Annotated in this window: 10 protein-coding genes and 1 tRNA gene; 7 read left to right on the top strand and 4 right to left on the bottom strand. The window is 39.5% G+C overall.

Annotation, left to right across the window (positions count from 1 at the left end; all coding sequences use genetic code 11):
- Nucleotides 1–234 precede the first annotated feature (234 nt).
- Both GQR55_RS12810 and GQR55_RS12805 read right to left on the bottom strand, forming a co-directional pair.
- A complete protein-coding gene (locus GQR55_RS12810; protein WP_166420915.1) occupies nucleotides 235–555 on the bottom strand; it encodes a helix-turn-helix transcriptional regulator in 321 nt (106 codons plus the stop codon).
- Between the two features lies 1 nt (nucleotide 556).
- Nucleotides 557–961, bottom strand: a complete 405-nt coding sequence (locus tag GQR55_RS12805; RefSeq protein ID WP_206012091.1) for a hypothetical protein — start codon at nucleotides 959–961, stop codon at nucleotides 557–559.
- A gap of 344 nt (nucleotides 962–1,305) precedes the next feature.
- Between GQR55_RS12805 and cysE the strand changes: the two genes are divergently transcribed.
- Nucleotides 1,306–2,124 carry a serine O-acetyltransferase gene (gene cysE, locus GQR55_RS12800; RefSeq protein ID WP_166420913.1) on the top strand — a complete coding sequence of 273 codons (819 nt, stop codon included), beginning with the start codon at nucleotides 1,306–1,308 and terminating at the stop codon, nucleotides 2,122–2,124.
- 54 nt (nucleotides 2,125–2,178) lie between these two features.
- On the top strand, nucleotides 2,179–2,865 hold the full coding sequence (locus tag GQR55_RS12795) for a hypothetical protein (protein ID WP_166420912.1): 687 nt from the start codon (nucleotides 2,179–2,181) through the stop codon (nucleotides 2,863–2,865).
- Nucleotides 2,866–2,876: 11 nt separating this feature from the next.
- Here GQR55_RS12795 and xseA read toward each other — a convergent pair whose 3' ends face one another.
- Nucleotides 2,877–4,217: an exodeoxyribonuclease VII large subunit gene (gene xseA / locus GQR55_RS12790; protein ID WP_166420911.1), complete on the bottom strand. Its 1,341-nt coding sequence runs from the start codon at nucleotides 4,215–4,217 to the stop codon at nucleotides 2,877–2,879.
- A gap of 135 nt (nucleotides 4,218–4,352) precedes the next feature.
- Between xseA and guaB the strand changes: the two genes are divergently transcribed.
- The 5 genes from guaB to rimI all read left to right on the top strand — a co-directional run bounded on the left by guaB (nucleotide 4,353) and on the right by rimI (nucleotide 8,558).
- Nucleotides 4,353–5,822 (top strand): IMP dehydrogenase, encoded by a 1,470-nt coding sequence (guaB, locus tag GQR55_RS12785; RefSeq protein ID WP_166420910.1) that lies wholly within the window; start codon nucleotides 4,353–4,355, stop codon nucleotides 5,820–5,822.
- A 102-nt stretch (nucleotides 5,823–5,924) separates the two neighbouring features.
- The gene (guaA, locus tag GQR55_RS12780) at nucleotides 5,925–7,502 is read left to right on the top strand and encodes a glutamine-hydrolyzing GMP synthase (protein ID WP_166420909.1); all 1,578 of its coding nucleotides are present in this window, start codon (nucleotides 5,925–5,927) and stop codon (nucleotides 7,500–7,502) included.
- A gap of 155 nt (nucleotides 7,503–7,657) precedes the next feature.
- Nucleotides 7,658–7,734, top strand: a tRNA-Trp gene (locus GQR55_RS12775).
- A 64-nt stretch (nucleotides 7,735–7,798) separates the two neighbouring features.
- Nucleotides 7,799–8,104: a hypothetical protein gene (locus GQR55_RS12770; RefSeq protein ID WP_166420908.1), complete on the top strand. Its 306-nt coding sequence runs from the start codon at nucleotides 7,799–7,801 to the stop codon at nucleotides 8,102–8,104.
- The gene (gene rimI / locus GQR55_RS12765) at nucleotides 8,091–8,558 is read left to right on the top strand and encodes a ribosomal protein S18-alanine N-acetyltransferase (protein ID WP_166420916.1); all 468 of its coding nucleotides are present in this window, start codon (nucleotides 8,091–8,093) and stop codon (nucleotides 8,556–8,558) included. Before GQR55_RS12770 ends, rimI begins: the two co-directional genes overlap by 14 nt.
- 75 nt (nucleotides 8,559–8,633) lie before the next feature.
- Here the strand turns inward: rimI and GQR55_RS12760 are convergent, their stop codons facing one another.
- A complete protein-coding gene (locus tag GQR55_RS12760; protein ID WP_166420907.1) occupies nucleotides 8,634–11,300 on the bottom strand; it encodes an ATP-binding protein in 2,667 nt (888 codons plus the stop codon).
- Between the last annotated feature and the right edge of the window lie 144 nt (nucleotides 11,301–11,444).

Here is an 11,444-nt window from a genome sequence, read left to right as displayed (position 1 = left end):
CATAATCAAAAGATGATAAGGGTATTGTGAAGCAACCAAAAAATCGGTCAACCGATCAAAAATACCTTAACTGATCGGTGTTACCATATATTGGGGCATTTTTTATGGTATTGGATATAGTATTGAACCAATTTTTACACCTAACCCAAAAAGTATCATTGCACTTATTATTACAACTAAAGTGATGTGGCCACGTAGCTCTTTCGACTCATATTTTAACATTGCTGCAGCTCCTTATTTCATAATAAAAAAAACAGTTATCATGCCTAATATGAAGCTGACTACTGATGACAATGCTAACACCGTGGTTATAGTGTGCTTGTTTAAAGTTGTTGCACCACTGAGAGGTGTTGTATCTTCATCAAGCTTAATTAATTTACCCTGGCGTACTTCTAAAACCGCGCATAAAGCCATTGTGGTTTCTTTTGATGCCGCGCCTTCTTTTTCTACCCGTTGGATTGTTCTCAAGCTTACATCGCAGGCATCGGCAAGTTGCTGTTGCGTCCAATTAAATTGCTGCCTAAGTTCTTTTATTGTTTTAGGATTAAGTTGCATTTTAAAATTTCCCAATCAAGAATTCTAAAATTATAATTAGCAAGTAGCCACCAACTAGGCCTCCAAAAAAGCAGCCAAAAAGCACTTTTAACGAAGTTTTTGGGTTATTTAATAATGATGATTGTTCATAACTTTTTATAAATTGGCCATTTTTATAAAGTGAGCACTCTAACCTGCCAGTTAAAATATTACGCATTTCAAACATTACTTTAAAATCATTGTCACCAATATTAAATTGATGGCCACTGTGAATCCTTTGGTTACGCTTATTACTTATAAGTTCATCATTTACGTATACTTCTTCTTTCCCTGTAAAGTAGCTACCAAAACACGCTATTTGATTATCGCCATCTTGAAAGTAAAATTTGTAACCTAATTTTCTTATATTTAATACATCGTTTTTCATCATCGTTATCCTTGTTGAGTTGATGATGCTAATTTAGCGTTTGTTTTTGTTATTTACGCCGTCAGCTGTACGCCAGTATGTATTTTGGCATATGACAGGTGAGCTGTCATATGTTGTTAGCTTTTGATTTTTATTAATTTATTATATTTTAAGTATGTATTGGAAATTTTAGCAACTGTCGTATAACTTAATCTAAAAAGTGGGTGCGTATTTAAAATATCATTTCTGGGTGCTAGTTATATCTAATAACCAGAACAAATAACTAAGGGATTAACACCTTTGTGGCTAAATCCGTTAGACTTGGGAAAAGGCTATTTTATATCAACTTAAGGCAGTGCAGTATTATGCGTCATGCAATTTGGCAACAGCTTCGCGACGAAGCTAACGATGTAGTAAAACGTGAACCATTATTAGCAAGTCATGTGTATTCATGCATTTTGAATCATGATTGTTTAGGTTCGGCATTAAGTTTTATTGTTGCTAATAAATTAGCTGATGCAGTGGTCTCTGCATTTACTATTCGTGAGTTATTTGATCAGGCATTTGTAAAATGTGACCGTATGCTGTCTTTTGTAGCAGAGGATATTAAAGCAGTTAAAGATAGAGACCCCGCAGCAGAAACGCATCTTACCGTGATGTTAAACCTAAAAGGTTTTCATGCTATTCAGGCGCACCGTTTGGCCAATTGTTTATGGCAACAAAATCGCAGAGAGTTAGCGCGTTTTATTCAAAGCCGTACATCTGAAGTGTTTGGAGTAGATATTCACCCCGCGTGTAAAGTGGGCAAAGGCATTATGTTTGACCATGCGACAGGTATTGTTATTGGTGAAACTGCGGTAATTGAAGATAACGTATCAATCCTGCAATCGGTAACGCTTGGCGGTACAGGTAATGAGCAGGGCGATCGTCATCCTAAAATTAGAGCAGGCGTATTAATTGGCGCCGGCGCTAAAGTTCTGGGTAATATTGAAGTAGGCGAGGGCGCACGTATTGGTGCAGGCTCTGTTGTGCTAAGTAATGTACCTGCACATACGACTGCGGTTGGTGTACCTGCTAAAATTATTGGTCGACCGGATTGTCCTTGTCCGGCGCAAAGTATGAACCAAAACTTTTTAGCAAATCCTGAGCCTGAAAACGAATCACACACGAGCGCAATGCTATAAGCAATTCAAAGCAATTAAAAGTAATTAAAAGTAATTAAACTAAAAGGAATTAACATGAACAAGAATAGTTTATTGGCTCTAGGGATTGGGTTTATTGCAGGTGTAGGTTTAACTTGGAGCTATTTTAATTTAGCTTCAAGTGATTCAGAGGCTACTGATTTACAGCAAGTTTATGCAAACCAGCAAAAGCCTAATGCTGAGCAAACAAAAAGTAATGAAGTAACAGCAGATGATGTTGAACCTGCCGTTACTGAGCAAGTCGCTAGTTTTGAGCAAAGTGATGATACTGCCCCAATTACGGCTGAAACTGAAGTGCTTGATGACTTACCTCTTGATGAGCAAGTTGTGCAACTCAAGCAACAACTCGCCGAACAGAAAGCGACGCTTAAAAGCGTTTTAAAGCAAATGAGGGGGCCATCAGACTTTGAGCAAATTTTACGTGAAAAATTTGAAAAGCAAACGCGTGACGAAGAATGGGCTTATCGTACTGAAATGGCATTACAAGATTTTTTATTAACAGCTGATTTGGTAATTATGCCTGATGTTGTTAGTGCAAAATGTAAAACAACGATATGCGAATTTGAACTTGCCGCACCTGCTGACAACGATGCATTTGACAGTGCTCAATGGCGAGAGCTAAGCGACAAGTTGATGAAACAAGAGTTTTGGCAACAATTTAAAAGCACTACCTCCACATCGAGCGATAGCGAGCTTAAATTCTTGCTAAGTACCGAGCTTTAAACTGTATCAGTTTAAGTAATAGGTATGACCTGTGATTCTATAGAGCCATCAACGAGCTCTGTAATTAAAACATCGCCTATTTTAATTTGATCCACAGATTTAACTACTTTCCCTTGCTGTGTTTTAGTGATGCTATAACCGCGCGCTAAAACATTAAGCGGACTTACCGAATCTAACCTACTTGCTTGCAATGCTAAGCTATTATTAGCTTGGCGTAACTGATGCTGTATAGCTTGGTTTAGCCTAGCTTGTAATTGCGAAAGTTGATGGCTTGCTGTAGCGAGTTTTTTATCGGGTGATTGGCGCATTAAACGCGGTGTTAAATTATTAAGCGTGCGCTCTTGCTGATATAAACGGTTACGCATAGCTTGTTGCAGTGCAATACTTAGCTCGTCCAATCGTTGTGATTTTTGATTAAGTTGGTTACGCGGATGACACAAATTAAGGCGATGTTGTAGCTGCGTTGCTAGTGCGCGTTTGTCAGCAATATCGTGTTTAAACGCGTTAGACAAGCGATTAACTAATTGCGTTACTTTGTTGTGTAACTCTTGCGTATTTGGGCTTACAAGCTCAGCTGCTGCTGATGGAGTAGCTGCACGAACATCAGCAACGTAGTCGCTAATGGTTGTGTCTATTTCGTGACCTACCGCACTTACTATGGGTAATTCACTTTGATAAATAGCACGCGCAAGCTGTTCATGGTTAAAACACCATAAATCTTCAAGTGAACCGCCGCCGCGTCCTAAAATAAGTACGTCTACCTCGTCACGAGCATTGGCCAACTCTATTTGATTAATTAAATGCACATGCGCTTCTTTACCTTGCACCATGGCAGGGTAAATAATGACTTCTAATTGCGGCGCACGGCGTTTAAGTATCGTTAAAATATCTTTTATAGCAGCGCCGGTCGCTGAAGTAATAACACCAATACGGTTTATATTTTGGGGTAATGGCTGTTTGTGAACAGAGCTAAATAGTCCTTCGGCGGCTAAGCGCATTTTAAGTGCATCGAATTCTTGCTTTAGCTGACCTTCGCCTGCAGGTTCCATATGTTCAACAATAAGCTGGTAATCACCGCGAGGCTCATAAAGTGATACGCGCGCTTTTACTGTTACTTGTGCGCCATTGGCAGGGCTGTAGCTTTGGTTGCGATTATTACCTCGCCACATTGCGGCTTTAATTTGTGCTTTATCGTCCTTTAACGAAAAGTACCAATGTCCAGATGCTGGGGTAATAAAGTTAGAAATTTCGCCCGTGAGCACTAAAGATGCAAAACCTTGCTCAAGGATTGTGCGAATTTCTCTATTAAGGCGTGAAACGGTGTAAACCGCCTGCGAAGGCTTCGAAAACATAAAAAACAACCTAAAACTATTTATTGCACTACTTTATCATAAATATTTGCGAAATATTATTTACTCATGGCAACAACGCTGTTAAAATTTGGCCGCAATTCCTTATCTTAGATCCACATGTGAGAAGTTGCCAAAATGCTTAGAATCGCTAAAGAAGCTCTTACCTTTGATGACGTACTTTTAGTACCTGGTCATTCTACTGTTTTGCCACACACGGCAAATATTTCAACTCGCTTAACGCGTGGTATCAAACTTAACTTGCCGCTTATTTCAGCATCTATGGATACTGTTACAGAAGCTCGTTTAGCTATTGCCCTTGCGCAAGAAGGTGGTCTTGGTTTTATTCATAAAAACATGACTATTGAAGAACAAGCGAAAAACGTACGTAAAGTTAAAACCTACGAAGCAGGTATTGTTTCATACCCTGTAACGGTGACTGCCGATTTAACAATAGCAGACGCTATTGAGCTTTCACACGAAAAAGGTTTTTCAGGCTTTCCAGTTACCGATAGCGACAATGTACTTGTTGGTATTGTAACTAGCCGTGACATGCGTTTTGAAACGAAGCTTGAACAGCCTGTTTCTACCGTTATGACTAAAAAAGAAAAGCTTGTTACCGTTAAGGAAGGCGCAGCTCGCGAAGAAATTTTAGGCTTAATGCACGAACACCGCATTGAAAAAATCCTTGTTGTTGATGACGCTTTTAAACTTAAAGGCATGATCACAGTAAAAGATTACCAAAAAGCCCAAGACAAACCAGACGCATGTAAAGACGACCAAGGTCGTTTACGCGTAGGTGCCGCTGTAAGTGTTGGCGCTGGTACTGATGAGCGTATTGCTGCATTAGTAGAAGCGGGTATTGATGTTTTACTTATCGATACATCGCATGGTCACTCTCAAGGTGTTATTGACCGTGTTTATAAAACGCGTAAAGAATACCCAAATTTACAAATAATTGCTGGTAACGTAGCGACCGCTGAAGGTGCGGTTGCACTTGCAGACGCTGGTGCCGATGCAGTTAAAGTAGGTATAGGCCCAGGTTCTATCTGTACTACACGTATTGTTACCGGTTGTGGCGTTCCACAAATTACCGCTATTTCAGATGCTGTTGAAGGCTTAAAAGGTCGCGACATTCCTGTAATTGCTGATGGCGGCATTCGTTTTTCTGGCGATATTGTTAAGGCACTTGTTGCTGGTGCATCGTGTGTAATGGTGGGCTCACTTCTTGCTGGTACAGAAGAAGCACCAGGTGAAGTTGAATTATACCAAGGTCGTTACTACAAGTCTTACCGTGGTATGGGCTCATTAGGTGCGATGGACCAAAAAGAAGGTTCATCAGATCGTTACTTCCAAAAATCAAACGAAGCAGACAAGTTAGTACCTGAAGGTATTGAAGGTCGCGTAGCTTACAAAGGTCCAATTGCAACGATTATTCATCAGCAAGTGGGCGGCTTACGTAGTGCTATGGGTTTAACGGGTTGTGCAACAATTGAAGAGCTTAATACAAAACCACAGTTTGTACGCGTTACTTCAGCGGGTATGGGTGAATCGCACGTACACGATGTGCAAATCACTAAAGAAGCACCAAATTACCGCTTAGGTTAAGCAGCGTAATTAATTTAATATACTGGGCTTGCTTTGCAAGCCCTCTTTTTAGTCGTTTACATTAACAAATGACATTTAGCATCAGACTTTACGAGATACTCCATGAGCAAAGATATTCACGATTCACGAATTCTCATTTTAGACTTTGGTTCACAATACACGCAATTAATCGCGCGCCGTATCCGCGAAATTGGTGTTTACTGTGAGCTATGGGCATGGGATGTGACTGAAGAGCAAATCCGCGAGTTCAACCCACAAGGTATTATTCTTTCTGGTGGCCCAGAATCAACAACACTTGAAAACAGCCCGCGCGCTCCAGAGTATGTATTTAATGCAGGCGTGCCTGTACTAGGTATTTGCTACGGTATGCAAACAATGGCAGCTCAACTAGGTGGTAGTGTACACAGCTCTGATAAAAAAGAGTTTGGTTACGCACAAGTAGAAAAAGCAGGTAACTGTGCATTGTTTGATGCGATTGAAGACAGCATTACCGATGGCGGCAACGGCATACTCGACGTATGGATGAGCCATGGCGACAAAGTAATGGATATTCCAGCTGGTTTTACAACAACAGCTAAAACATCTACTTGTCCACATGCTGCAATGTCTAACGAAGAAAAACGTTTTTACGGCGTACAGTTCCACCCAGAAGTAACACACACGCATCAAGGTCAGCGTTTATTAGAGCGTTTTGCTATTGATATTTGTGGCTGTGAAAAATTGTGGACTGCTGCAAAAATTATCGATAATGCAATTGAGCGCATAAAAGAAACTGTTGGCGATGACGAAGTTATTTTAGGTCTTTCTGGCGGTGTTGATTCATCGGTTGTGGCTATGCTTATTCACCGTGCAATTGGCGAAAGGCTAACATGTGTATTTGTTGATAATGGTTTACTTCGTTTAAACGAAGGCCAGCAAGTAATGGACATGTTTGGTAATAAATTTGGCTTAAACATTGTTAAAGTTGAAGCTGAAGAGCAGTTTTTAAATGACCTTGCAGGTAAGTCTGACCCAGAAGATAAACGTAAAGCCATTGGTCATACGTTTATTAATGTATTTGATGAGCAAGCCAAAAAGCTTAAAAATGCAAAATGGTTAGCGCAAGGTACAATTTACCCAGATGTAATTGAATCAGCGGCATCTGCAACTGGTAAAGCGCATGTTATTAAATCTCACCACAATGTGGGCGGGTTACCAGATGACATGAAAATGGGCCTTGTTGAGCCATTACGTGAGTTATTTAAAGACGAAGTACGTAAAATTGGCCTAGAGCTAGGTTTACCGTACGACATGCTTTACCGTCATCCTTTCCCTGGACCAGGTTTAGGTGTGCGTGTACTTGGCGAAATCAAAAAAGAATACTGTGATTTATTACGCCGCGCTGATGCGATTTTCATCGAAGAGCTTCACAAAGCTGAGCTTTACCATAAAGTAAGCCAAGCGTTTACTGTATTCTTACCGGTTAAATCGGTAGGGGTTATGGGCGATGCACGTAAGTACGATTGGGTTGTATCACTTCGTTGTGTTGAAACAATCGACTTTATGACTGCGCGTTGGTCACATTTACCGTATGAATTTTTAGGTGTGGTTTCTAACCGTATCATTAACGAAATAGATGGTATTTCTCGTGTTGTTTACGATATTTCAGGTAAGCCACCTGCAACTATCGAATGGGAATAATTAATTTTAGTTTTAATTAACTAATCTTAAGTGATTAAAAAACGGCGAATTAGCATGCTAATTCGCCGTTTTGTTTATTTAAAAAGCAGTTGAACTAAAAGAGTGATTTTTCTCTTTACCTTTGGCGAAACTTCTCTATAATTCGTCGTCATTGCAGGGGCGTAGTTCCAATTGGTAGAACAGCGGTCTCCAAAACCGATGGTTGGGAGTTCGAATCTCTCCGCCCCTGCCATTTCTTCTTTACATCGTTTTTATTACTTCTTATATTGTTCAAATGTCTAATCTACTGAGTTGTTATGCATCCACGTTACGCAGCTATTTTTGATATAGAAAATCTTGAACTCAATCAACATTATTGTCCAAAAATAAATGATCAAGCTAATACTTTATCGCAAAGTGCGATAGCTAGTTCTTTAACGCTCAATGAGCAATTACTTGCAGACATTAAACTCAGTGCAAAGCCTATTATTATAAATAGCGTTGTACAGGGTAGTGAGATGCAATTAAACGACAATAAGCTTACATTGCCAACCCCACAGCTCAACGCCTCTGAGAAGCGTGCTTTATGGGCTTTAATGAGTGAACACCTTGATAAACTTTAAATCAGTAGATGAAACAGCAATATCTCAATTAATGGCCGTCGAAACAGCGTGTCATAGCCATCCGTGGACTTTAAATACAATGGGTTCATGTATAGGTGGGCGCTATTTTAATGTTGCCGCATTTGATGAGGCGAGCATGATTGGTTTTTATATTGGTGAAAAAGCAGGGCCTGATTTTACACTTATGGATATTTGTGTAACGCCAAGTCACCAAGGTAAGGGTATTGCAAGGCAGTTGTTAGCGCAGTTTATTGAATATGGTGAGCAGCAAAATGCTGAAAACCTATTTTTAGAAGTACGTGAATCAAATACGCGTGCTATTGCGCTGTACGAGAACGCAGGCTTTACTGAAATGTCAGTGCGTAAAAACTATTACCCAAGTGATAACCCTGCTAAAAATGGCTTTGAAGACGCTATTTTAATGGGTATGGCGCTAGGTTTAAACTTTTCATAATTAAAGTCGATAATTAATATTTAAAGCACAGAGCCGCTAAAACACTGTATTTGTACCGCTTTGCTAGTTTGCTTTTTAGGACTCTTTGTCGCTAATAGCTTGCTCAATAGCTACTATCAAATCATTTACTAGCTCGTCTCTTGGTACTTTATTGTTACTTTTTAAGTTCTCTTCAAGTGCTGCTGCGCTATGGTAAATTTCATCAAAGTTAAAGCATCCAGAACTTCCTTTAATACTGTGCGCTATACTTCTTAGTGCTTCCCAGTCATCAGAGTGTTGCAGAGCTTTAACGTCCTCTAAATATGTAGGTAAGTTTGCTAAATAGTTATCAGCTATTTGCTGAAACTTCTCGCTCTTTAATAAGCTATCCCATTTATTTTGATTGTCTTTTTCAAGATGTAAATAGCTTACAAGTACTTTTTCGAGTGCATCTTTATCAATGGGTTTAGCCAGTGCTTTATCACAACCCGCTTCTAGGTAGGTGCCTATGTCATGGTTCATTACATTGGCAGTAAGGGCAATAATAGGGCCATCGTATGCTGCATGGCGTAGCATTCTAGTCGCTTCTAAGCCGCCCATTACAGGCATTTGCATATCCATAATAATAAGTTGGTAGTCGTTTACGAGCGCCATTTCTACGGCTTGCGCGCCATTACTGGCAATATCAGGTTCAAGGCCCCAGGTTTGCAGTAGTAATTTAATTAATAGTTGGTTATCTGGGTTGTCCTCAGCCACTAATATATTGGCGTCAAAGCTATTGGTCGCAAACGATAAGAGAGGGTCTTTTTCTGGTATTAACTGGCTGTCTTGTGTTAAAAACTCAAGCATTGGTTGATCATCTGATAACTGACATGCCACCCTAATTGTAACACGGCTACCAACACCCACTTCACTTTCAAGAGTTACATCACCACCAAGTAACAGTGCTAAGTTTTTAGAAATACACAACCCAAGACCTGTACCACCAAAACGACGTGTGGTTGTGGCATCGGCTTGTTCAAACGGTTTAAATACACGTTCTATTTGATGCTCAGACATACCAATACCGGTATCTTTGATTACAAACTCAAGTTTTTGACTCGCTTCCAAATAATGCACACAAATAGATACACTGCCATTTTCAGTGAATTTAACCGCGTTATTAGCAATGTTTATAAGTATTTGTTTTAAGCGGGTCACATCACTATAAATGGTGCGAGGTAGCGGCAGTTGATAGTCTATATTAAGGGTTAATTGCTTTTCTTGTGCCAGTGGTTGAATAATTGATTCAATGTCGTGCACAAGCTGCACTACGTTTAACGCTGACAAATCAACAGCTAGCTTTTCGGCTTCGATTTTTGATAAATCGAGTATGTTATTTATTAGCTCTAGTAAGTGTTTTGAATTACGTAAAATAGTGCTTAGGTGTTGCTTATCGTTAGTTACTTTATCGTTGTGTAGTAACTGCTCTGTAAAGCCCATAATAGCCGTGAGCGGCGTGCGTATTTCGTGGCTCATGTTAGCTAAAAAGCGGCTCTTAAGTTGATTGGCTTGCTCAGCTTGGCCAATAGCTAACTCAAGTTGGCTGTTCATAGCTTCAAGTGCTTGGGTACGGCTTTCTACTTTATCTTCAAGATGGTGCTTATATTCTTCAAGCTGCTGCTGGTAGTGTCTTATTTGATTAACCATGTGGTTAAAGTCGTTAAATAAAACACCCACTTCATCATTTGTATGAGCTGGTAAGTGCACCGATAAATCACCGTCACCCACGCGGTGGCTTGCAGCACCTAGTAACTCAATTGGGTTAAGTAATAAATTACGTACCACTACAAAAATTAATATAGGCAGGGTGATCACCGAAATAATAACAATTAAGCCTGTTATTAAACTTATGGCTTTACCTGATTGATAAAGCACTCCTTTTGGAATGGTCGATACGTAATAATATCCACCAGGCATTTGCACTGCAAAAATCATTCTCTCAATTTTATCTATGCTTGAGAGCTCAATGGTCGAAAGCATGCCAATATCAGCTAAGTCGTGGATTTGGTTGAGTTCGTATTCGCTTATATATTGGCCGCGCATGTTGTAGTCAGAGCTAAATAAAATCTTACCGTCTTTGGTCAGCATTAAATTAAGTGTGTTGTTATACGGGGCTTCTAAAATACTGGAGTTAAGTATTGAAGGCTCTACATGCATTACAATAAACCCAAGCTGTTGTGGGCGCTTTAAGTAGTAATCAACGCTATAAATTCGTTGAATAAAATATAAACTCGTAGTGCCATCATCTTTTTGAATCATAAACTGCTGTTTACTTAAATTACTTTGCAATACTTGATTAAAAAATGGATAGCTTTTTGGGGCTGTGGTTAAGTTGTTAGAATAATAAGCGTCACTTTTCCCGCTGGCAGAGACTAAATTAATACTAATTATATCCGGATAGGCTTCACTGTAGCTGGCAAATACATCCATTAGTGCGCCAAGTTTTCGCGTGTAATTTCCATTTGCGCGAACGTCATTTGCTAAAAAGTCACTGAGTACCGGAGATGTTGAAAGTAGCTTTGCAGTAGAGTGAAAAGAGTCGATGTAGTTAAATATTTTTTGCTGTTGCTGCTCAACAAAACGGCTCATTATTAAATCAGCTTGTTTTTGGGTTGAATTAGTTACATTGGTGAGCGTAAAGCCACCTAAAAATAGCAACGGTAGAATAACAAGGGGTGTTATATACCATAATAATCTAATACTTAACTTACTGGTTTTCATGACCAAACTACTTATCCTCCATGCAATCTATCAATAATATGCGTTACGACTTTATTAAACAAGCTTATAGCGGTCTTGATGGCTGAAATGTAACCATTAATTGTGTGGTATTTGGCTAAAAATAGCTGCTTATTTGTATAGTTA

The sequence above is a fragment of the Pseudoalteromonas sp. Z1A8 genome, from assembly GCF_011378855.1.
Classification (GTDB): domain Bacteria; phylum Pseudomonadota; class Gammaproteobacteria; order Enterobacterales; family Alteromonadaceae; genus Pseudoalteromonas.
This window is presented reverse-complemented; position numbering and strand designations above follow the sequence as displayed.

Excerpts from the sequence above, each read along its gene's own strand:
- GQR55_RS12770 (WP_166420908.1), top strand. The coding sequence starts at position 7,799 with ATGCATCCACGTTACGCAGCTATTTTTGATATAGAAAATCTTGAACTC.
- guaA (WP_166420909.1), top strand. The coding sequence starts at position 5,925 with ATGAGCAAAGATATTCACGATTCACGAATTCTCATTTTAGACTTTGGT.
- guaB (WP_166420910.1), top strand. The coding sequence starts at position 4,353 with ATGCTTAGAATCGCTAAAGAAGCTCTTACCTTTGATGACGTACTTTTA.
- cysE (WP_166420913.1), top strand. The coding sequence starts at position 1,306 with ATGCGTCATGCAATTTGGCAACAGCTTCGCGACGAAGCTAACGATGTA.
- GQR55_RS12760 (WP_166420907.1), bottom strand. The coding sequence starts at position 11,300 with ATGAAAACCAGTAAGTTAAGTATTAGATTATTATGGTATATAACACCC.
- GQR55_RS12810 (WP_166420915.1), bottom strand. The coding sequence starts at position 555 with ATGCAACTTAATCCTAAAACAATAAAAGAACTTAGGCAGCAATTTAAT.
- GQR55_RS12805 (WP_206012091.1), bottom strand. The coding sequence starts at position 961 with ATGAAAAACGATGTATTAAATATAAGAAAATTAGGTTACAAATTTTAC.
- GQR55_RS12795 (WP_166420912.1), top strand. The coding sequence starts at position 2,179 with ATGAACAAGAATAGTTTATTGGCTCTAGGGATTGGGTTTATTGCAGGT.
- xseA (WP_166420911.1), bottom strand. The coding sequence starts at position 4,217 with ATGTTTTCGAAGCCTTCGCAGGCGGTTTACACCGTTTCACGCCTTAAT.